This is a genomic window from Thermostichus sp. OS-CIW-29, assembly GCF_054058195.1.
The window spans coordinates 50,495-72,035 of sequence record NZ_JBSSAB010000003.1; the positions used below are offsets into that span (position 1 = coordinate 50,495).

General features: G+C 58.4%; 21 protein-coding genes and 1 tRNA gene. 14 read left to right on the forward strand and 8 right to left on the reverse strand.

All coding sequences use genetic code 11. The features are described from left to right. The first annotated feature begins 34 nt into the window (after positions 1-34). From ACVWZJ_RS01890 to ACVWZJ_RS01905, 4 genes are all read left to right on the forward strand, one after another. Positions 35-2,698 (forward strand): TIGR03960 family B12-binding radical SAM protein, encoded by a 2,664-nt coding sequence (locus ACVWZJ_RS01890; protein ID WP_011433419.1) that lies wholly within the window; start codon positions 35-37, stop codon positions 2,696-2,698. A gap of 766 nt (positions 2,699-3,464) precedes the next feature. Next, positions 3,465-5,636, forward strand: coding sequence for an Rne/Rng family ribonuclease (locus ACVWZJ_RS01895; protein WP_414329422.1), 2,172 nt, complete (start codon positions 3,465-3,467; stop codon positions 5,634-5,636). Between the two features lie 35 nt (positions 5,637-5,671). Then, positions 5,672-6,313 (forward strand): ribonuclease HII, encoded by a 642-nt coding sequence (locus ACVWZJ_RS01900; RefSeq protein WP_011433421.1) that lies wholly within the window; start codon positions 5,672-5,674, stop codon positions 6,311-6,313. A 12-nt stretch (positions 6,314-6,325) separates the two neighbouring features. Further along, positions 6,326-6,399: transfer RNA gene (locus ACVWZJ_RS01905), tRNA-Arg, on the forward strand. 17 nt (positions 6,400-6,416) lie between these two features. On the opposite strand, the gene msrP is transcribed toward ACVWZJ_RS01905, so the two are convergent. From msrP to gvpA, 6 genes are all read right to left on the reverse strand, one after another. Next, on the reverse strand, positions 6,417-7,373 hold the full coding sequence (gene msrP / locus ACVWZJ_RS01910; protein ID WP_457394263.1) for a protein-methionine-sulfoxide reductase catalytic subunit MsrP: 957 nt from the start codon (positions 7,371-7,373) through the stop codon (positions 6,417-6,419). A 172-nt stretch (positions 7,374-7,545) separates the two neighbouring features. Beyond that, complete coding sequence (locus ACVWZJ_RS01915; protein ID WP_457394266.1) at positions 7,546-7,965, reverse strand: LptA/OstA family protein; 420 nt, start codon at positions 7,963-7,965, stop codon at positions 7,546-7,548. 72 nt (positions 7,966-8,037) lie between these two features. Further along, entirely contained in the window at positions 8,038-8,373 is a 336-nt protein-coding gene (locus ACVWZJ_RS01920) for a gas vesicle protein (RefSeq protein ID WP_414408153.1), read from the reverse strand. Positions 8,374-8,414: 41 nt separating this feature from the next. Next, positions 8,415-9,299 (reverse strand): gas vesicle protein GvpN, encoded by an 885-nt coding sequence (gene gvpN / locus ACVWZJ_RS01925; RefSeq protein ID WP_011433426.1) that lies wholly within the window; start codon positions 9,297-9,299, stop codon positions 8,415-8,417. 79 nt (positions 9,300-9,378) lie between these two features. Continuing rightward, positions 9,379-10,410 (reverse strand): gas vesicle protein GvpC, encoded by a 1,032-nt coding sequence (gvpC, locus tag ACVWZJ_RS01930; RefSeq protein ID WP_457394269.1) that lies wholly within the window; start codon positions 10,408-10,410, stop codon positions 9,379-9,381. 289 nt (positions 10,411-10,699) lie between these two features. Continuing rightward, positions 10,700-10,918, reverse strand: a complete 219-nt coding sequence (gene gvpA / locus ACVWZJ_RS01935) for a gas vesicle structural protein GvpA (protein ID WP_011429717.1) — start codon at positions 10,916-10,918, stop codon at positions 10,700-10,702. A 406-nt stretch (positions 10,919-11,324) separates the two neighbouring features. On the opposite strand from gvpA, the gene ACVWZJ_RS01940 reads away from it, so the two are divergent. From ACVWZJ_RS01940 to aroH, 6 genes are all read left to right on the forward strand, one after another. Continuing rightward, positions 11,325-11,543 carry an Hfq-related RNA-binding protein gene (locus ACVWZJ_RS01940; protein WP_041437389.1) on the forward strand — a complete coding sequence of 73 codons (219 nt, stop codon included), beginning with the start codon at positions 11,325-11,327 and terminating at the stop codon, positions 11,541-11,543. A 323-nt stretch (positions 11,544-11,866) separates the two neighbouring features. After that, a complete protein-coding gene (locus tag ACVWZJ_RS01945) occupies positions 11,867-12,550 on the forward strand; it encodes a V4R domain-containing protein (RefSeq protein WP_414414032.1) in 684 nt (227 codons plus the stop codon). After that, entirely contained in the window at positions 12,547-12,798 is a 252-nt protein-coding gene (locus ACVWZJ_RS01950) for a hypothetical protein (protein WP_414408155.1), read from the forward strand. Before ACVWZJ_RS01945 ends, ACVWZJ_RS01950 begins: the two co-directional genes overlap by 4 nt. A gap of 36 nt (positions 12,799-12,834) precedes the next feature. Further along, a complete protein-coding gene (locus ACVWZJ_RS01955) occupies positions 12,835-13,293 on the forward strand; it encodes a globin family protein (RefSeq protein WP_414417972.1) in 459 nt (152 codons plus the stop codon). Between the two features lie 269 nt (positions 13,294-13,562). Next, on the forward strand, positions 13,563-14,249 hold the full coding sequence (locus tag ACVWZJ_RS01960) for a V4R domain-containing protein (RefSeq protein WP_457394274.1): 687 nt from the start codon (positions 13,563-13,565) through the stop codon (positions 14,247-14,249). A gap of 103 nt (positions 14,250-14,352) precedes the next feature. Then, a complete protein-coding gene (gene aroH, locus ACVWZJ_RS01965) occupies positions 14,353-14,727 on the forward strand; it encodes a chorismate mutase (RefSeq protein ID WP_011433434.1) in 375 nt (124 codons plus the stop codon). Positions 14,728-15,111: 384 nt separating this feature from the next. Here the strand turns inward: aroH and ACVWZJ_RS01970 are convergent, their stop codons facing one another. Next, positions 15,112-15,513: a hypothetical protein gene (locus tag ACVWZJ_RS01970; RefSeq protein ID WP_011433435.1), complete on the reverse strand. Its 402-nt coding sequence runs from the start codon at positions 15,511-15,513 to the stop codon at positions 15,112-15,114. 181 nt (positions 15,514-15,694) lie between these two features. Here ACVWZJ_RS01970 and ACVWZJ_RS01975 point away from each other — a divergent pair, with 181 nt between their 5' ends. Further along, entirely contained in the window at positions 15,695-16,498 is an 804-nt protein-coding gene (locus ACVWZJ_RS01975) for a Ycf66 family protein (protein WP_011433436.1), read from the forward strand. Between the two features lie 81 nt (positions 16,499-16,579). Here ACVWZJ_RS01975 and ppc read toward each other — a convergent pair whose 3' ends face one another. Further along, complete coding sequence (gene ppc, locus ACVWZJ_RS01980; protein ID WP_011433437.1) at positions 16,580-19,516, reverse strand: phosphoenolpyruvate carboxylase; 2,937 nt, start codon at positions 19,514-19,516, stop codon at positions 16,580-16,582. A gap of 273 nt (positions 19,517-19,789) precedes the next feature. On the opposite strand from ppc, the gene ACVWZJ_RS01985 reads away from it, so the two are divergent. The 3 genes from ACVWZJ_RS01985 to ribD all read left to right on the forward strand — a co-directional run bounded on the left by ACVWZJ_RS01985 (position 19,790) and on the right by ribD (position 21,481). Beyond that, positions 19,790-20,026, forward strand: a complete 237-nt coding sequence (locus ACVWZJ_RS01985) for a hypothetical protein (protein ID WP_148202738.1) — start codon at positions 19,790-19,792, stop codon at positions 20,024-20,026. A 121-nt stretch (positions 20,027-20,147) separates the two neighbouring features. After that, positions 20,148-20,342, forward strand: a complete 195-nt coding sequence (locus ACVWZJ_RS01990) for a hypothetical protein (RefSeq protein WP_011433441.1) — start codon at positions 20,148-20,150, stop codon at positions 20,340-20,342. 26 nt (positions 20,343-20,368) lie between these two features. Continuing rightward, positions 20,369-21,481: a bifunctional diaminohydroxyphosphoribosylaminopyrimidine deaminase/5-amino-6-(5-phosphoribosylamino)uracil reductase RibD gene (gene ribD / locus ACVWZJ_RS01995; RefSeq protein WP_011433442.1), complete on the forward strand. Its 1,113-nt coding sequence runs from the start codon at positions 20,369-20,371 to the stop codon at positions 21,479-21,481. Positions 21,482-21,541 lie beyond the last annotated feature (60 nt).

Sequence of the window (21,541 nt, forward strand, 5' to 3'; positions counted from 1 at the left end):
ATCAGTGACTGTGTCAACGTCTCGGCGGATCTCAATGCTTTCTCCAGCTACTGCGCAAACTGATCTGAGTCCCATCGATCTGGATTGCCTGCTCACCCCTGAGATTCAGCGGCCAGCCCGCTACTTGGGCAAAGAGTTTGGCGCCGTCCACCGTCCTTGGGATTCGGCACGGGTGCGTTGGGTGCTGAGCTATCCAGAGCTGTACGAGGTGGGAGCTTCCAACCTAGGCCACCTCATCCTTTACAACATCCTCAACGCCCAGCCGGATCAACTGTGTGACCGCACCTACTTGCCAGGCCCGGATCTGGCGGCCCGCCTGCGGCAGTTGGGGATCCCGCTGTTTGCCGTGGAGTCCCGCCGCCCTCTGCGCGCTTTCCATATCATTGGCTTCAGCCTGGCTTACGAGCTGGGGGGCACCAACATCCTGGAGATGCTGGACCTGGCCGGGATCCCGCTCAAGTGGTGGGAGCGGCAGCCCTTTACCCCGGAAGAGTGCCCTCTGATCTTTGCCGGTGGGCCAACCGCCACCTCCAACCCAGAGCCTTTTGCCGACTTTTTCGATTTCTTCGTCTTCGGAGATGGGGAAGAGGTGCTGCCGGAAATTGGCCAAGTGCTGGCCGGATCCCTGTCCAAGCCCCGCCGAGAGGTCTTGCTGGAGCTGGCCCAGGTGCCGGGGGTGTACGTGCCCCAGTTTTACGAAGGGATCCCACCGCGGCCCATCGTGCCTGGGGTGCCGGAGCGCATCCGCCGTCGGGTGGCCCTGCCTCAACCCCAATACTCCGTCGGCCTGGTGCCTTTGGTGGAAACCGTCCACGACCGCCTGGTGATGGAAGTGCGGCGGGGCTGCACACGGGGCTGCCGATTTTGCCAGCCGGGAATGCTTACCCGCCCAGCGCGGGATGTGGCTCCGGAAGCAGTGGTGGAGGCTGTGGTGCAGGGCTTGCGCAAGACCGGCTACAACGAATTTTCCCTCTCTTCTCTCAGTTGCTCCGACTACCTTTCCCTGCCGGCGGTGGGAGCGGAGCTGCACAACCGTCTCCTCAGAGAACACATTGCCCTTTCCCTGCCCAGCCAGCGGGTGGATCGTTTTGATGAGCAAATTGCCGCCATCATGAAGGGATCCCGCCGCTCCGGCCTCACCTTTGCCCCCGAAGCTGGCACCCAAAGGCTGCGGGACATCATCAACAAGGGCCTCACCGATGCCGACTTGATTCGCGGCATTCGCACCGCCGTCCAAGAGGGCTGGGACAAAATCAAGCTCTATTTCATGATTGGCCTGCCCGGCGAGACCGACGCCGATGTCCTGGGGATCGCCCGCACCGTCGAGATGCTGCAGCGAGAATGTGCAGCCCTGGGTCGCAAGCGGGTGGAATTTACCCTCACCCTCTCCAACTTCACCCCCAAGCCACACACCCCCTTCCAGTGGCACCGGGTAGACTATGCCGACGTGCAGCGGAAGCAGGCCCTGCTGCAGAAGGAGCTGCGGCGGCTGCGGGGCGTCAAAGCCCACTTCACCGATATCCGCTTCAGCATCCTGGAAGACTTCATCGGCAAAGGGGATCGCTCCCTGGGACAGATGATCGAGCGGGCTTGGCGGGCCGGTGCCGGCATGGATGCCTGGTGGGAAAGCATCGACACCGCCTATGCTGCCTGGGTGAGGGCCTACTGCGGCGAAGAGGTGGATCCTGCCGCCGATCCGGTCGCCCTCTGCGCCCATCTCCCCATCCGGGAATTGGGCCTGGAGGATCCCTTGCCCTGGGATCACATCGATACCGGCATCGACAAAAAATGGCTGCAAAAAGACTACCGCCGCGCCCTGGAAGCCCTCACCGTGGAAGACTGCTCCTTCGAGGGCTGCTCCGCCTGCGGCATCTGCGGCCCCGGCTTCGGCCACAACATCGTCATTCCCCCTCCGCCCGTCCCGCCCCTGCAGAGCAAACCCACCCCCACCCCGGATCCCCTGGAGCCGGAGCCACCTGCCCAGCGTTTCCGCATCACCTACGGCAAAATCGGGGATCTGCGCTGGCTGGGCCACCTGGATCTCATGCGCCTGTGGGAACGGGCCTGTCGGCGAGCGGGGTTACCTCTGGCCTTCAGCGGCGGCTACCACCCCATGCCCCGCCTGGCCAACGCCAACGCTCTGCCCATCGGCCAGGAAGGCTACGGCGAAATCCTGGATCTGGAGCTGCTGGATCGGCCTGAAGGTCCTCTGACGCCTGAGAAACTGCGCGCCCTTCTGAGCGAACAGCTGCCCCCGGAGATCCCCATCCAAGCGGTCCAAGAAATTAGCCTTCGGGATCCCTCGGCCACCGCAGCCGTTTACGCCGCCGAATATCAGCTTACGGTGAGCTGCGAGTTGCCCAAAGCCGTTCACGGCAGCGGGACGGAGTCCTCTTGGCCTGCCTGGGTCACCCAGATCCTAGACGCGCAGGAAATCTGGATTGAAAAAACCTCCAAGTCTGGCAAGTCCTCTCCCTTCAATGCCCGCGCCCTGCTTTACTACCTAGAGTTTCAGGGCCTGACCCCCGAGGGCAGCGCTTGCCTCCTTTACCGGGGCAGTTGCCGCAACGACGGTGCCTACCTGCGGCCCACCCATCTGGTTCAAATGGCCGAGTCATTGGGGTTGCCCCACTGGACACTACAGACGGCAAAGCGGCTGCGCCTGTTGTGGGAGAACCCCCTAGCCGATCCAGATTGAGCACTTCCTCTGGGAGCAACCCAAGGGCTAAGGGTCTGTCTGGGCTGAGGGATCCCACAAGCGCTATAATGCTGCTATTGCTGGCTCCTGCCGCTGTGGGGCTCGCCAAGCATCAACTTGACCAAGGGCGGGGTGAGCAGCAGGCAAAAGCTGGGCCGGATTCTGGAATGGAGACACTCTTAACTCAGTACCCAGGGCAGGTAACAGGCGTGATGGGGTCGAGTCGATAGGTGCAACAGAAAAGTGTGCCTCTTCGACCTAGCCCAGATCTAACCAGAAAATTTTACCCTGAGAAGGTGCTTCTTTCCGCGCGCAAACCCTGTCTTGTTGTGGACTATCGCTACGCGACGCTTTCGCGAACAGGCTGGGCCGCACAACTGGGGTTCTGCAATGGGCCAGCGTTCGATCTCCCGAGGCGGAGCCGTCTTGCTCCCTGAGCCTATCGATTGAGCCCATCCATGAATCTCCATGCAAACCTCACCGAATCCATTCATCCCATCCGATGAGTTTTCCTTCCAATCAGCAGAAGCCCCCCGCTGTACCCACCAGAGCCAGCATTGGGTAGTTCACATGCACTTAAACTCACCTCACCCATTGGAGAGGAAACAAAGCCAAGCGTCAAAGCAGAGCTGAGGGTAATGGACAGCCCCATGACGACTCGATCCTGGTTAAAGAAACTTGAGCAGATCCCAGCAAAAGGACAACACCTCGCCAGAACGAGGGTTCAATCCGTAACCGCGTGCCCTTGGGGCGGGGAGGGAAGTTAATGCCCAGGCAGATTGTCATTGCCGAGCAACATCGCGTGGCAGCCGTCTTCGCCGAAGATCAAGTGCAAGAGCTGATCGTCGCCAGCGGCGCTCACCAAGTGGGAGACGTTTACGTCGGAATCATCGAGAACGTTCTGCCCAGCATCGATGCCGCTTTCGTCAACATCGGCCCTGCAGAGCGCAATGGGTTTATCCACGTCAGCGACCTGGGCCCGCTGCGCCTCAAGCGAAGTCATGCCTCGATTTCTGAGCTGGTCTTGCCGCAGCAAAAGGTGCTGGTACAGGTGATGAAAGAGCCTACCGGCAACAAAGGGCCAAGGCTTACCGGAGATTTGGCCTTTCCAGGGCGGTATTTGGTGTTGCGACCCTACGGAAAAGGCGTTCATCTGTCCCGCCGCATCGAGGATCGAGAAGAACGCAACCGTTTGAAGTCGCTGGCCATTTTGATTAAACCCCCGCAGATGGGCCTGTTGGTGCGCACCGAAGCGGAAGGTGTGTCCGAAGAAGCGATGATCGACGACCTGGAGCAATTGAAGAAACTCTGGGAAGATATTCAACAGCAGTATCAGGCAGCACGGGGGCCGGGGCTACTCAACCGGGATGACGACTTTATTCAGCGGGTGCTGCGGGATGTTTACTCCGACGATGTGAACCGTATTGTGACCGACTCTGCGGCAGGAGCGAAGCGAGTCCGTAGCTATCTGCAGGGCTGGAACAAGGGCCAAATGCCCCCCGGTGTCGTTGTCGATGCCCACCGCGAGCCCACCCCCATTCTGGAGTATTTTCGGGTCAACGCGGTCATTCGGCAGGCGCTGCGGCCACGGGTGGATCTGCCCTCTGGTGGCTACATCATCATCGAGCCCACCGAGGCCCTGACGGTAATTGATGTTAACTCGGGCTCCTTCACCCAATCGGCCACTTCTCGGGAGACAGTGCTGTGGACAAACTGTGAGGCGGCTACCGAGATTGCCCGCCAATTGAGGCTGCGCAACATTGCCGGTGTGATTGTGGTGGACTTCATCGATATGGATTCCCGCCGCGACCAGTTGCTGGTTTTGGAGCATTTTAACAAGGCCCTCTCCAGCGATAAAGCTCGCCCACAGGTGGTCCAACTGTCGGAATTGGGGCTGGTGGAGCTCACCCGCAAACGGCAGGGGCAAAGCCTTTACGAGATCTTCGGCTATTCTTGCCCCACCTGTGAGGGGCTGGGGATCCTAGCCCGCTTGCCGGGGGCCGAGCCAGGGCATCTGTTAACAATAGAAAGCGGCCTGACGGTAACGCTACCCACCGAGGCGGAAGGAGGGGATGAGGAAGAGGCCGGCCCGATCCTGCCCCGCGATGGCAACCCCCAACGGGCACGCCTGCGAGTGGGGAGCGATGGGCTGTCTCGAGGCGATAGCCGTGCGCTGCTGCGGCGGTCGCGCTCTGCCCCCGGACAACGACGCCCCAGCCCGGATCCCTTTACGACTTCAGACGATCTGGAGGAAGAGCCACGGGTTGAAACGGGACGCAAGCGTCCCCGTGAAGACTGGGGGGATCCCCGCACTGGCCAGCGCCTCGTTGCTCGGAGCCTGGATACTCCTGTAGAAGAGGAAGCCCCAGAGCCGATGCAACTGCCAGGGGGCGGAGCAGACCTAAAGCGTCAAGAACCCCGCCGTTCTGGCCCTGGGGAAGAGGCAGAATCCGCCTCACGCAAAGATCACACTTCCCCAGCCCGCACCGTTCGCGCCAGCGGGACGGAGTCCTCAGAAGGCCGTCCGGCTCCGGTACGGCAAACCGTCACCGTGGAGATGACCCCGTTACAACAACGGGTCTACTCGGAGTTGGGGCTGTCGCCGCTGTTGCTGCTTGACCAGCCGCCGCCTTGGGGCCGAGACACGGCGGTTAGGGTGGTTCTGCCGGGAACTCTAGAGGCGGAAAGTCCGCCCAGGATGGAGACTGAGGCAACTTCTCAGACAGAGGAGTTTGCACCCGAACCGGAGGCTCTGCAGGAGAAGGAGCTGCTGGACAACCTCTCTCCACCCGAACTTTCTGAACCCGAAATCCCTTCTGCTGAATCGTTCGTGCCAGCAGTGCAGAGCAGCTTGGCCGAGCCAGCCGCGGAACTGGGGATCAGCCCTGCCCAGCAATCTCCGGCAGCCTCCAGGCGACGGCGCTCTCGCAGCAGTTAGGCGCTGCTCTCAAGCCCAGGGGCAGGCATGGGAGTATGGTGGAGCGGGCAAGGCCGAGTTTGATCTGGGAGGGATCCCTTTGGCAGCAGGGGATCCTGCGGGTGGCGGGGGTGGATGAGGTGGGGCGGGGAGCCCTGGCCGGGCCGGTAGTGGCAGCGGCGGTAATTTTGCCGGCCCAGATGGATCCCAAAGAACTGGAGGGAGTGAGGGATTCCAAACAACTGCGTCCGCAGCAACGCGCTCAATGGGCGGAACGGATTCGGCAGGTGGCTTTGGCTGTGGGCGTTGGCAGTGCCTCTGCTGCTGAGATCGACCGGCTCAACATTCGCCAGGCCACGGTGCTAGCCATGCAGCGGGCTTTGGCCAAGTTGGATCCAATCGAACACATTTTGCTGGATGGATTGCCGCTGGCCGAGCTGGGATCCCGGCAAACGGCCCTGGTCAAGGGGGATCACATCAGCCTCTCCATTGCCGCTGCTTCAGTTGTGGCCAAAGTCTGGCGAGATGCCTTGATGCAGAGCTGGGATCGGCAGTACCCCGGCTACGGCTGGCGCACCAACGCTGGCTATGGCACGCGGGAGCACCGACTGGCGTTGCAGAACTTGGGGCCCACCCCGCAGCACCGCCGCAGCTTTGCCCCCTTGGCAGAACTGAAAGTCAGCAGATATGATGGTTAATGCAGTTGCATTGCCCACGTAGCTCAGTGGACTAGAGCACTGGGTTCCGGTCCCAGGGGTCGGAGGTTCGAATCCTTTCGTGGGCGTCTTCAGGCATATAAGTTCAGCCATATAAGTGGGCAACATACTCTCCGTACCCGTTGTAGGGCAAGGTGGGAACGATTTGCCACTGGGAACGGGATCCGAAACCAATCAAGACTTCCTGCTCCTGTGACCAGCGGGGGTGGGGCGCCCTAGGATCCACGTTGGCCTCAAATCCATACTCCTCAGGGGCGAGGGTATTCCAAAACGTGGAGGGTTGACGGGCCAAAAACTCGATTTTGACGATGGATTTTCCCCCCTTAAAGCCATACTTCCAGGGAACTACCATGCGAATTGGCGCTCCGTGCTGTTTGGGCAACGGCTTGCCATAGATGCCGAGGGCAAAAAAGGCCAACTCGTTAGCCATTTCCTCGATCCGCAACCCTTCCGTGTAGGGCCAAGGCAAGTTGGGGGGCCAGATTGGGCCAGGCATAATTTCCGGATCGTAAAAGGAAGTGAAGCGGACAAATCGAGCCGTCGGCAAAGGATCCACCCGTTCCAGCAACAGCCGCATCGGAAAGCCCAACCACGGCACCACCATCGCCCAGGCTTCCACACAGCGAAAGCGATAGATGCGCTCTTCGAGGGGGAAGTTAAACAGATCTTCCAGGCCCAACCGCTGAGGATGCCGCACCAGCCCGGTAATCTCGACAGTCCAGGGATCCGTGGGCAAAGCCTGTGCAGCCCGCCAGACGCGCTTTCCGGAGCCAAACTCGTAAAAGTTGTTGTAACGAGCAGCTACAATCTCCTCGGTGACGGGCCTGCCCACATCCGAAAAGTGGGGGTTGAGTGGGATCCCCGTCAGCTCTCGTTCTACCGAGGGAGCGGATCCCCTGCTGCCAAACCCAAAAATAGAAAAACTGGCTCCCACCCCAACGGATCCCAGTTGCGCTAGAAATTGCCGCCGGCTGAAAAACATCTCTTCTGGAGTGACCTGTGCCTCTCGTTGCCAGGGGTGAGGAACTCGGATCCCGAACATCCATCAGCCATCCTTTGATTCAGAGTCAGGGAAAAAGTCTGCCGCCCGAACTACTACATCCTAAATGAATTACTACATCCTAAACGGATCTAAGCCGACATTCCCCGAGCTCGTTTCCAGCGCTGCCCCATGTGTAGTCATTTCAGCTGCTGGAAAAAAGTGTGGGGATCAGCTAAGAACTTGAGCTGGGCTCCGGCAAAACGTAGATGGACTCCACTTGCCGCCCTGCCGATGGCACTGCCTGGATGGTGCCCTTGTCGATGTGGTAAATGACTTTCTCCGCTTGCAACTGATTCTCCCCTTGGTTGATGATGACCTGGCCCTCCAGCTCAATGCGTTGCTCCTGGCTGTAATACACAGCTCTTTGGGCGCGGGCCGTAAGCCGCTCGGCAGGAAAACTGAGGGTGACATTGCCAATGGCCGTAAAAACTCCTGTGTTGGCGTTGGCCTCCTGCACATCAGCGCTGATGCTGATGGCACGAGGATTTTGACCCCAGGCCGGGATCCCAAGGGCCAGCACCACACCCACAGCCCAGCCCAGCGTCCCTAGCCGCTGCCAACCCTTCCGGTCAAACGCCATCTCCAAAGCCATGCCCCATCACCCCGTCAAACCACCCCAGCAGCCAGTCTAGCTTCTCAATCCTGGTCATAATGGCGGGGCAGCCTACTGATCCGTTCCCTTTCTCCCCTGGGGCAGAGCTTGGGCAAGCTGTCTTTCCAATTCGGCAACGCGCTGCATGAGCTGTCGGTTGGCTTCCAGCAGCTCCCGCGCCTGGCTGTTGAGGTAGGGATCCGATTCCCACCAATTGATGCCGATCTCCTTGGCCTTATCCACCGAAGAAATCAGCAGGCGAATGCGCACATTCAGCAACTCCACATTGCCCACCGAAACGGTGATGTCTCCGGCGATCACAATGCCCTTATCCAGCACCCGCTCCAGCACATCGGCCAGCGAGGAGCCATGAGTAGCCGTGGTCAAGGGTTGAGAGCTAATCGGCACAGGGTTAATCGACCTCCAAAGTGTACCAACAGGCAAAAGACTCAGCCAGGCAGTTGGTCTAGCAGATAATTCAGCAGCTGGGATCCCTCTTCATAGCGCTTGCCAGCCCGGGGCAACAGCACATCCGCACACAAAGCGCGAAAATCGGCATTCTCTTTGCTAACTGCCAGCTCATGTTCCTTGACAATGCGCCCGATCATCAAACAACTGCGCAGGCTGGGGTGGCGCGTCAGATCCAACTTGCGGCGAAAAGCCCGCACAATGTGGACGATCTTGAGGGCGTCGGGGCCGGATAAGCCTATTCGCGAGGTGAGAATCTCCTTTTCGGTCTCGATGTCCGGCTCCCCCATATCGATGGTGATCATCCGATCCAGCAGCGCATCTTGGGCCCTGTGAACCCCGGTATATTCCTCCGGGTTAGAGGTAAAAATGGCCCGGAACTGGGGATGCACCCGCAGATATTCCGAGCGGTTGCTGTCCGGCGGCAACACCAGCAGCCTCTCCTCCAAGGCACTCAGGAGAGCATTGTTGGCCTCAGGGCGGGAGCGATTGAACTCGTCGTAGATGAGGGTAAACCCCTCTCGGCAAGCCAAGGTGAGGCGGGCATCCACCCAGCGCTGCTGCACATCCTCCTCCGTCTTCACCACCGAGTGAATGAAGTTGTCCACCACCCGCCGATGGGTAAAACCGGTGCGCCCCCCGATGAGGTCGGAAGAATCGAAGCGGTCATCCCCATAGATCAGCATGATGGGGCGGCCCAGCAGGCTGGCCAGATGCATCGCCAAAGTGGTTTTGCCCGTACCCGAAGGCCCCCGCAAATGCACCGCAAAGCCCGATTGCAAATAGCGCAAAGCGCGGCGGGTAATCCGCTCAATGTAGGGGGTGTTCACGAACTGGCGGGGACGCGCCTGCAGAACCGTGGCCATAGAGATACCCAACCTCTTTGCTGCCCTAGACTCCTTTGCCTTGACTATAGCCCGGATGTTCTTCCTGCGCTCGGCACAACTAAACTGCGACCGTCCCCGACACCATGCGCCGCAGCGTAGCCAAGATTTCCGAGGGATCCAACCCCAGATCCACCGCGCCGCGGGCCAACAAATCCCGCACCCGTTCCCGATCCCCAATTACCTGCAGCAGGGTCAAGTTGGGATCCTGCGCTTGTAGATCACTCACATACTTGTTGACATAGTCAAGGATGGGATCCGCTTGTTTCTCAACAGTGGGCGGAACTTCAGGGGGTTCAGGCGTTATTAAACCCTCCGAGGGCTGGGGCTGGGGAACAGAGACGGGAGCAGGCGGCTCCACCGGGGCTTGGTCTTCGGCTATGGGCGTTGAGTCAGAGGCAGATATTGGCGCCTCACCGGCAATCTCAACGGAACTGCCAGAACCTTCACCGGAAATGGAGACCTCAGGTTCTGGGATGAGGTCAGGGATCCCATTGCCCCACACCTGCTTATGCAACTCTGCCCGGAAAGTGGCCAGGGATCCCCGCAGGGCCTGGGCCTGGGCTTGCTGTTCCTGAGCCATCTGAGCCAGCTCCTGTCGAGCCATTTGCCGGAGAGCCTGTACCCACTGCCGCAAATCGGCGCAAAAAGACTGCCGCGCTTGCTGAGTTTTGTCGGCCATCGCCTGCCGAGCCTGCGTATAGGTGCTCAGCAAATGCTCCACAGCCGCAGTCAAGTTAGCCCGGAAAGCCTGCAATTGCTGCCGGCTGGCTTCCAATTGAGCAGCTCGTTCCTGCTCCAGGCGAGCCAGACTCTCTGCCACCGACTTGGCCCGCTGAGCCGCCGCTTCCGAACGGGAGCATTCGTCCAGGGATCGCCTCACAGCCCGCTCCTGCCTCAGTTTCTGCAATTGGCTGCGGGTTTGCTCCGTCTGGTGCCGTATTGCTTCCTGTCGTTGCTGGCGGCGCTGCCCCAGCTCAACCATCAGGGCTTGGTGCTGCTCTAGGCGCTGCTGCCGGGATCGGCTTAACAAACTTCGGTTTTGAGTCACCCGCCGGCTGCGGGCCATGGCCCATTGTTCCTGCAAACTCATGATCTCCAATCCCTCACGTCGTTTTCAATGCTTGGGTGGATACAGCTTCTCTGCCTGTTCCCAACTCGATGGCACTGCCAACCTGTAGCTCAGTGCGGCTGCAAGACTCAATCCTCGAACAAAACCCGCAGAAGCAAGGCAGAGACCGGCGGTGGATCCCTGCCTCGCTTTCCGACGGCTAGCTTCCTACGCCTCCGCCCAGAGAGCATAACTCATCCAACCATTGCGATGCTCAAGGCGAGAGGGTTGTGGGCACTTTCCTTGGTTGAGTGATTTTGGTTAGGCAGATTTAGACGGCAGGAGCAGCAGCAGTAGCCGTCAGACCCACAGCCTCAGCGTATTTCAGGTAGGTTTCCACGGAAGCCACAACGACGCGGGCTTCAATGGCCAACAGCTCGATCCCAACCAAAGAAACCCGCACCCAGGCATCGACCACGATACCTTTATCCAAGATGCGATCGATCACTTCGGCCAAGCTGGACGAGGAGTTCACTTTCTCTACTGCCATAACGATCTCTCCTGCACTGATACTGCTGATACTGATGAGGGTTGAAAAGGACAGACAACTCGGCGGCAAAATGGCATGTAGAAGGGATCCCAGCTGAGGATTCACCTTCCCTAGGGCGACAGCCGCACCCTCTATCACCCTAGCCCTATTGTGCTGGCTTTTTTCGGGGAGAACACCCGTAGATTCGCTTAAAAAAGACGGCGAACTCGAAAGGTTTACCGCTTTTCTAAGCGCCATCCCCCCTACATAGTACTCGCCAGCAGAAAAAATGGGCAAAGATGAGGGCGAGTTTTGAGCCCAAGTTGTGGAAGTGTGGTGGAGGGGCAGTGGGAAGCGGCAGGGATCCCCTATACTGGGGACAGTGGGCTTGCTGACATACCGTTTCTCGCTGGCTGATAGGGCTGTCGTGACCGATTTCAACACCGGGATCCCGAGCGTGCGTCGCCTGCAGAAGGTCATCAAGGATCGGGAAACCCTCGAGGTCAAACTCAATACCGGAGATGTCTTCGTCGGCCAGTTGCGCTGGCAGGATCCCGATTGCCTCTGTTTAGCCGATGCCGAGGGGCGGGAGTCGCTGCTGTGGCGGTCTGCCATTGCTTTCATCAAGGTCAGGCCTCAGTCTTAAGTACTGCTCCGGATCCCTGTACAGCTCTTCTTCCCAATTTTTGAATAAATCTTTACAACAACTCAGGGCTTTTCTGTCTCCCTCTGAGGGCAGTTTTCTCCAGTTGACCCACTCCTGCTGGGTTTTTGGAGTGGTTGACTACCCTGCCGTCGCCCTGAGTCTATCCCAAAGCCGTCCCCCATTGCTCCGCAACGCTGTTGCAACTGCGTCAGCGGGCCGTAGGCCTTGAGGACGAGGCTTTAGACCCAGTTTTTTGGTAAAAATGCCAATTAAGAAGGGTATGATAAGGAGTGTTAAAAAATCTGATCTCTCCTCACCCAACCATGACGACTGCCCCCATTGAGATACCTCTTCAGCCTGCCGCCCAACGGCATAACCACTACAGCCGCGAAGACTTTTTCCGCTTTAATCTCTCCCAGGGATCCCTTGTGGACTGGACGGGCGCCCGCAATGTCTTGGTGAGCGAAGACTTTATCCTGGGTTTACAGCAGGGCCTGGAGGAAGAAGTGGGAGATGCCTCGGCTTCTCTGATGTACACCATTGGCCGAGAGTGGGGACGCAACGATGCCCTCCATTTTTCCCGCTGGTTTGAGGAGGAATATCGGCGCCACCCCAAGCAGAGTAATCTCATGTTTCTCTTGGAAACCTGGTGGTGGCCTCTGACCTCGCAAGGATGGGGGCGCTGGGAGGTGGAGACCGAGAGTCGGCGGCAAGGGTTTATTTTCATCAACCTCTTTGACTCCGCCGTGGCCCGCACCCTGGGGGATGTCGGTAAACCTGTCTGTCATCTTTACGCCGGATTATTTGCCGGCTTTTTTAGCACCATGGTGGAACGGCAGCTCAACTGCATCGAGATCCAGTGCTATTCTATGGGGGAAAGCTATTGCAAGTTTTTGCTCGGCAGCAAAGATCGCATCGATGCGGCTGCCTTCTGGCTGAACGAAGGGGCCAGTGCTGGTGAAATTGCCCAAAAATTGCGTTCAGGTCAGGGAGTAGCTAAGGCATGACCTGGAAGATTACTTTAGAGGATTCGGTGCAGAGCTTTTTTGCCCGTCTAAATTGGGATAACCGCCCCCTACAGATGCGCTCTCTGCCAATGCCTTTTCTGCAAGTGCGGGAGCATTTTGGTTCCATCCCCTGGGCGGGGGATCCCCTGAGTTTGGCCGCGCATTCTCTGGGATCCCTGTCGGCAGCACCGGAACCCGAGCCGGAAGAAGAGCAGATCACCTTGGCGGATCTGTTCAGCCTGTTTTGAATCTCCTAGCACCCACCGACATCCGGGAGGAGCGAGATGGTAAGCCCCTTGGAGCAGATGCTGATCGAGTCGGAAGCCCGTTACCTCAAACCAGAGGAGCTGGAGCATCTGAAAGCCTATGTTCTCGGCTGGCCAAAACGGCAGCATGTGTACCGAGTTTTGCGGGAACGGGAGAGCCAGGTGGTGAGCCAAACCCTGAATGCCCTGCAAAAAGAGATGCCCGACCTTTCCCCCCAAGTGTTGGATCTGTGCCGGCGGCACCTGTTGTTGCTGCTGCGTCACAGCGCTATGGCCATGTTGCTGCAGGACGAAAACCTCCTGAAAGAGCGGCTGCTCGAGTGGATGGAGGAAGAGGTGCGCCTGTACGGACTGCAGAGGGTTTATGAGGTTGCCTATCGGATTTTCCAGCAGGAGCTGAGAGACCATCTGGCCCCTGGAGAGTTGGAGTTTATCCGCCCCTTAATCACCCAGGTACAGGTGGCCTTGCTGTTTTAGAGCTAGATACTTTTTTGCTTTTTGCATTTTTCGGTGCTAGAGCGCTCTATCTCAACTAGCCGGAGACTTCAGTGTCGTTGGAGTTAATGTTAGCGTTGTAGTAAATCTGCCCAAGGGGTATTCAATTGCTGGAGGGATCGCCATAAGATTTGGAGCGTAAACAACCGTTCTCCCAGCTCAACAACCAACGAACTGTCAACTGCACCCTGCTCCTATTTGGATGCTTAAAGCTCAATAACGACTTGGATTGGATAACCAGGGGATCCCTTATGACCGGCACTAGCTCTATCTCCAATGGCTCAGTCACCTTTGATCCCTACACGCCCGTTTTGGCCAACTACTATGCACCCAGCGCCTATCTGCGAAGCGATTTGGAATCGGGCTTACTGGAAAGTCGCCACGGTGAACGTCTCTTGGCCCTTCCAGAAGCATTGCTGCGGGGCATCTACACGGGCCTGGAATACGAGACTGGCCAGGCTGCTCGTTTGGTATTGCGCAACTGTGGTCGGATGTGGGGCAAGGAGTTTTTCCGCCGTTTTGCCCAAGAACTCTCCGACTACTACCAGAAGCCTTTGGCCGAGCTGGAGATGGGCCTTTTCCTGCAAAGTCTGAGACAAGCTTGGAAAACTCATGGCTGGGGATTGATCGAGATCGACTGGACTTACAAAGATCAAGGAGTGCTGGTGGTGTCGATTCGCAATTCTCCCTTCGCTGCCGTCACGCCTCCCCATTTCAAGCGGCCGATGGGCTTTCTGGAGGCAGGGCTGTTGGCCACCTGGTTTAGCCAGCTAACCGGCCAGGATTTGCTCTGCGTGCAAACCGCCAGCGAGGCTTTGGGAGCGAAGAGCAATTTGTTTGTCGTAACCGCTGCTGCCCGCCTCAAAGAGGGAGAAGCCTGGGTGGACTCCGGCCTCAGCCACGAGCAGATCCTGGAAAAGCTCCTGCAGCCCAGCTAGGCGATGGGGGCTGGTTTTCCCCAGAGGGATGGGATCCCAACAGGGATGAGTCTGTATAATTTTCTGGAAGCGAGGCGAGCTCAAGCGCACGAGGGTGTGGCCATTGGGGTGGCGAGTCAGAGCAATTCGGGGAGCCATCACCGTACCTACAAACAGTGCCGAGGCCATTGGCGCGGCGGTGGCTGAGCTGCTGGATACGCTAGAGCACCGCAACGCCCTCGATCCGGCTGAGTTGGTCAGCGTTATTTTTTCTGTTACTCCTGATTTAAATGCAGCTTTTCCCGCCCAGTTTGCTCGTCGTCGCCCCGGTTGGGAGTCGGTGCCTCTGTTGGATGTGCAACAGATGGAGGTGAGCGGCGACTTACCCCGTTGCATTCGGGTTTTGATCCAGTTGAATACTCCACTTGCTCAAGCGGACATGCAGCATGTTTATCTGCGAGGTGCCCGCGAGTTAAGGCCAGATCTCAGCACTGTTTGATCGATCCATACAGCACCAGCACAGGGTTGACACTCTCACCGACTAAAGTCGGGGGATTTCTACACTGGAGGTGGGACAGTCTGTTGCCATGGGCAACATGGGGCATGATGGATCCCGGATTTGCCCCGCTTATTCTGGGGGAAAAGAATGGCTTAACTCAAGTTGATCCGGGTCGTATCACTACTGATTTGGGAAGGCGCAGAACATCCAGATTCACTCATAGACTTACTTGGACTTACAGTCATTTTAAACAGGTATGAAACATTTCCATCCAGCTCCCCTTTCTTTTTAGGAGATGGGGTGATGGCAGCGGCACAGAGCACTTGGGGGGCTTCTCAATTAGCTTAAAATGACTCTACTTAAGATAAGAGTAGATCTGAGAGCTCAAGGAGACAGCTTTTCTCGCAGACGGTTTTCCCACTGTTGCAGTTGCTCTTGGCGAGCGGCCACCTCTGCTTCGCGACGGCTCAGCTCTTGGCTTTGCCGAGTCAAGGATTGCCGCCAGCTTTCAATCTCCGACAGATCCACCAGACTGTGGGTTCGGGATAGGTTGTGCAACATCTCCACCAGCTTCATGGCTGCCTCTTCCGCCCGCCGTACCTGCCGCTCTTCCGAAAGCTCAACCAGCAGCAACACCCCAATGTTGTAAGGGCCAACCTCTTTGCAGGTGACCCCTTCTGGCTTGCGCAGCGGCATCCAAACACCGTCCTCGGCCTGCCGGGCCAAGAGCTGCAGCTCCCCCTGGCCGAAGAGACTTTTTTTGTGTACCCGTGCCAGATACAGCATGGAACATGCAGGAAGATGCTGCCGATTTTAGCACCGATCCCTTTTATTGAAGAGGGATCCCGTCCCTACACCCAAACCTGGGTTTTGTTGTCCGTGCCACCAGGAGGATCAATGCTAGGATCGGCTGTGGAATGGATAAGGCTCAACGCTCTCCCGTCTTCATCGTTTAGGGATCCCTGGCATGTTTCTCACCCAAAGCCCCTACTTTTTGATGGCAGCGCTGGTGGCGATTGCCAGTGGAGCCATCTTCGCGGTTCGGTTCATCAAGCGCGAGGCCTCCGCTGAGTACGACGTGATTTTTGCCACGATGGGCCTGATCTATTCCGTCTGCTTGCTCTTGGAAGGTCAGCGGCTCATCCCGTTGCTGTTCTTTGCGCAGGTGTTGCTGGCGGTGATGGCCGGCTGGTTTGCCATCGAAACCTTCCGTTTGCGGATTCTCTTAAGCGAAAAAGCACGGCAGGTGGGCGGGGCTCGTCCGACCGTTCGGCGGCAAGGCTTCAGCCGCACCTATCCCCCGGATGGCTATGCCCAAGGACGCACGGTTTCCACTCGAGCCGAGGGATCCCGTATCCGCGATACATCCTCTTACAGTCGCTCCATTCCTGGGCGCAGTGGTGAAGATCCTAGCCGTCGCCCCAGGCCCCAACTGACCGGCGATACCCGTGTGCGTCCACGCCGCCGACCCGAAGGGGATGAGTATTACGAGGAGCCAGGAGTCCGCCCGCGTCAGGACACCGACTACGATGAGCCGGCTCCGCCGCCAGAGGCCCGTCGCCCCCGTCGCCCTGCCGGAGAGTATCCAGAGGATGTGGATGTGCAGGAAGAGCGCAGCACAGGTACAGCTACCCGCCGCCGTCCCCCACGGTTGCCCCAAGACCAAGGGGAAAGCTACGCGGATGAACCTCCCCGCCGTCCTTCCCGCCGCGTTGTCGAAGTAGAGCCAGTAGAAGTGGAGCCAGAAGAGTATGATGACGATCTGTTCTGATAGGCTCTCGACACTGCTCTGAAACTCAATAGGGACAGCGCCAGCCTTGCTTGGGAGGTGTGGTGAATCCGGTTGGATCCCTCAGCCCGTGTTGCGCATCCCGGCGGCAATGCCGTTGATGGTGAGCAGAGCCCCACGCAGAAGTTCAGCTCGGTCGTAGCGTGTTCGTCCGGTGCGGGATCCCTGACGCTCCCGCAGGCGCTTGAGGAGAGAGACTTGAATAAAGCCCAAGGGCACAATAGAGCGGTTGCGCAACTGCACCGAGCGCTTCAAATAAGGGTCGTTCTCCAACAGTTCCCTGTGGCCCGTAATCTGCAACACTATTGTGCGAGTACGGTGCATTTCTTGGGCAATACACTCAAACAGCTCCATCGCCCGCTCTAGACGCTCTGGAGAGCTCATCTCCCGCACGTAGTGACGCGCTATTTGCAGATCCACTTTGGCCAGAGTCATCTCCACTTTGGAGATCACCATGCGGAAGAAAGGCCATTCGCGATAGAGGTGCTGCAGGTGGTTGAGGTTGTGCTCGCCCCTGGCCACGTATTCTTGTAGGGCGGTGCCAACCCCATACCAGGCCGGCAAGAGAAAGCGGCTTTGCGTCCAACTGAATACCCAGGGAATGGCCCGCAGGGATCCGATGTCTTTTTGGCTACCGCTGCGGCGGGCGGGACGGGAGCTGATCTGCAGTTGGCTGATCTCTTCAATGGGGGTGACCTCGTGGAAAAACTCCACAAAGCCCTCCTGCTCGTAGACCAGGTTACGGTACACCTGCCGGGAGCGCTCCGCCAAGGATTCCATCAGGCGCGACCACTCGTGCAGATCGTTGGGGTAGGTGCGCAGTAGGCTGGCCTGGATCACGGCGCTGGTGACGGTTTCCAGGTTAAAAATGGCCAGATCCTGGAGGGAATACTTGGAGGCCAACACCTCTCCCTGTTCGGTAATTTTGATGCGGCCCCCCACACTGCGCCCTGGCTGAGCCAAGATGGCCTCGTAAGCCGGGCCCCCTCCACGGCCCACCGAACCGCCCCGGCCATGGAAGATCTGCAGCTTCACCCCGTAGGATTCGGCCACCGTCTGCAGGCGTTGTTGAGCCTTGTAAATCTCCCAGTTGCTGCTCAAAAAGCCGGAATCTTTGTTGCTATCGGAGTAGCCCAGCATCACCTCCTGTAGATTCCCCTGCTGAGCCAAGTACTGGCGATAGAAAGGGATCTCCAGCAACTGCCGCAAAACTTCCGGGGCCCGCTTCAGGTCTTCGACGGTCTCAAACAGCGGCACCACCGCCAGGGATCCGCGACCACTGATGGGATCGTAGAGACCCACCTCCTTGGCCATCAGCAGCACCTCCAACAGGTCGCTTAACTGGCGGCTCATGCTGATCACATAGGTCTGGCAAATGGCCAAGCCGAATTCCTGCTGCAGGCGGCGCAGGGTGCGAAAGGTGGCGATCAGCTCTGCCGTTTTCTCGGAAAAGGCGATCTCCAGCGGTATCAGAGGCCGACGTGTTTGTAGCTCCTGCAGGAGAAAGGCGGTTTTTTCCTCTTCCGTCATCTCGTTGTAGGGACGCGGCAAAATGCGCAAGTACTCGAAAATCTCCGTGAGAGCGGCTTCGTGGTAGCTGCTGTCTTGGCGGATATCCAGATGGGCCAGGTGAAAGCCAAACACCTGTACCTGTTGAATGAGATGATCCAACTGACGGCAGGAAAGGCCGCTGTTTTTCAAGCTTTTCTGGATAAGCTGCAAGTCGGCCAGAAATTCTTCTGCGTTGGCATAGGCGTTGTCCACAGGGGGAGGGGTGGGCAAACAAGCGGAGTCGGCCAAGTTGCGATTGCGCTCCCGCGTCAACTCCAGCCGCCGCTGAATGTAGCTGAGCTTGAGGCGGTAGGGCTCTTGGCGGTATTGCAGCGAAAACGATTCGTAAACCTCAGGCATGAGGCGGTGATCCTGCTCAAGGGCATCCAGCAGTTGGCTGTCCACATCCCCCCAGTGCAGGGAAATGCTCAAGGTTTTGGTAAGAGCCTTCACCGATTCGATGTACTTGCCCAGGATGAGGTTGCGCTGATAGCGAGCCGTTTGCCAGGTAACATCGGCGGTGACGGAAGGGTTGCCATCCCGATCCCCGCCTACCCACGAGCCGAAGTTGCAAAATCCTGCCGGCGGTGGCTCGACGCTGGGAAAAGCTTTTTTCAGGCTGCGGCTGAGGTACTCGTGCAGCAGGGGGATGGCCTGAAACAACACCTCTTCAAAATAGTGCAAAGTGTAATCGACTTCGTTCAAAACAGTCGGCTTGGACTGATGCAACTCGTCGGTGCGCCACCAAAGCAAAACTTCTTCCGCCATCTGTTCTTTTATCATCTGGGCCTGCAAAGGCTGGGTTTGTTCTGCCCAATCCAGTTGGCTGAGCAAGCGAGAGAAAGCTCGTTGCTTCTCGCGGATGGTGTGGCGGACGATCTCGGTGGGGTGGGCGGTAAAAACCATGCGAATGTGCAACTGCTCCAGCAATCTGCGCAGTAGGCCCGGCGGCACCCCTTGAGCCCGCAGGTAAGGGAACAGCCGTTCAAATTTTTCGTTTTCTCGCACGGTACGTTGTTGGCTATCCACCATGCGCATGTCCGAGTCTTCTGCCCGTTCGTAGTGCTGTTCAACAATGTTGATCAACTGGAAGAAGAGGGCAAAGGCCCGTGCCGTTTGGATGGTGGCGTCGAGGCTGAGGTACTCGATAATTTGTAGTACCTCTGGGATCGGGTACTCCAGGGCTTGTCCTTCTGGGGAACACATGGAACGCAGTCGCTGCAACAGATCCACCAGAGACTGACCGCACTCCTGCAGGATCACCGATTCCCAGAGTTCTTCCACCAATTGCAGGCGACGGTTCAACAGGTTGTTCCTGCGGTTGAAGGCTTCGTTGACTTGAAGGGAATGGGCCAAGGGATCCCGTTCCCCAAACAGGGATGCCTCCTTCAGCCCGTTGGCAGAACCCGCTGCCCCCTCTGCAGCGGTCAGGTGGGGGGAAGAGGTCATGAAGGCAGCTCCTAGAATAACCATCCCAATATTAGAGCCTGTTTGTCGAAACGGCAGATGTAGCAGGTATCACGCTCAGATTGCGGTCTTCTCCGCGTCGGATTTTGTAGTTGAGCCTACAAATTGCAAGAAAAAAGTGTTTTACCTTGCCGCAATACCGGTCTAACGCCTTGTTGACAGGAGTTCTGGTGGCTGCCACCCTGTTTATCAACGCACATCTGCTGGATCCCGACCAGGGATTGGACGAGATCGGGCAACTGGGTTTTCACGTCGGTGGGGGATTTTTGTCTGCCGGCGGATGAGGCGGGGATCCGCTCAGGGGTGACCACGGTGGTGGAGGCGGGGATCACCTTCCCGGCGTTTTGTGCAACGGTGGCGTCAACTGCCCAGACGCGGGTTTATGCTTTGATTCTTCTCTGCTCTACATCGCCACTGCGGATTTCATCGCCCACCGCCTCAGGCTGGCTGTGGATTGGAAAAATCAAGATCTGGATCGGGCCAGAGCAGTGATCGAGACCCATCGCCAGGTGGTGGTTGGCCGCAAGGCTCGTCCCACCCTCAAGCTGGGAGAGAGGGAATCACCCACGCTCACTTCCGCTCTGATTCTTGGCGAAGAATATGCCTGCCGATCATGATTCATCTGGGCCGCTTCCCGATGGATGAGGTGTTGGATCCCTTCGATTTGTTGGATCGCCTGCGTTCGGGAGAGATTGTTAGCAACGAACAAAAGGCCCGCGCCCGCGACTACGCATTGCAGGTGGCAGAGCTAGAATCCAAGGCAATTGCAGCTTTCAACCGCAAGTTGGCAGCCTTGTCACCGGCTTGAGCCGCTCTGGAGCGGATGCCCATTTTATGATTTCGGATCAGCAGTGGATGGAACGGTGTCTATCCCTGGCCCGTTCCACACCTCAGCGTCCCTCTCCCAATCCGCGGGTGAGTTGCGTGATCGTGCAGGGGGATCGGGTGGTGGGGGAAGGCGTTCATCCGGGGGCAGGGCAGCCCCATGCGGAGGTGTTGGCTCTGCAACAGGCGGGATCCCTGGCCAGAGGGGCAACGCTCTACGTCAACCTGGAGCCCTGCAACCACTATGGGCGCACTCCCCCTTGTACCGAGGCCATCCTAGCTGCCGGGATCCGGCGGGTGGTGGTGGGGATGCAGGATCCCAATCCCTTGGTGGCCGGCAAAGGGATCCGACGCCTGCAGGAGGCGGGGATCGACGTGACGGTGGGAGTGCTGGAGCGGGAGTGCCAGGAGCTGAACGAGGGGTTTGCCTTCGCCATTGTGCGGCAACAGTGTTTCGGCCTGCTGAAATACGCCATGACCCTGGATGGCAAGAGCGCCGCCGCCACCGGCCACAGCCGCTGGATCAGCAACTCTCCGGCGCGGCAGTGGGTACACCAACAGCGGGCCTGGCATGATGCCGTCATCGTTGGATCCCGAACCGTTTGGCAGGATAACCCGCGCCTCACCTGTCGCCTGGCGGAGTTGCAGGGATCCCAGCCGTTGCGGGTGGTCCTCAGCCGTTCCCTGAACCTACCTCCCGTCGCCCATCTGTGGCAGGTGGAAGAAGCGCCGACGTTGGTGATCACAGAAGCTGTGGCAACCCATCCTTTGTGGGGATCCCTGGCCAAGCAGGGGGTGGAGCTGCTGCATCTGCCCCAAGTAACCCCCTCGCGGGCGGCACAGGTGCTCTTTCAGCGGGGGTGTCTGAGTGCCCTCTGGGAATGCGGGGGCACGCTGGCCTGGGCAGCCCTCAAAGATGGGGCGATCCAGAAAGTAGCCGCCTTCATCGCTCCCAAGATCCTAGGCGGAGCCGCTGCGCCAACCCCGGTAGCAGGGGAGGGGATCCCTGATGTAAACCAGAGCTGGCAACTGGTGGAGCCCCGGCTGGAGACCTTGGGGGATAACTGGTTGATCATCGGAAAGATCTCCTCTTCAGTTGGCCACAGTAGCCTACTAAAGTGACCAGCTTTCGATTGCCATACAGGGAGCTTCAGGTTTCTGAACGAACAGGCTGATATCTGT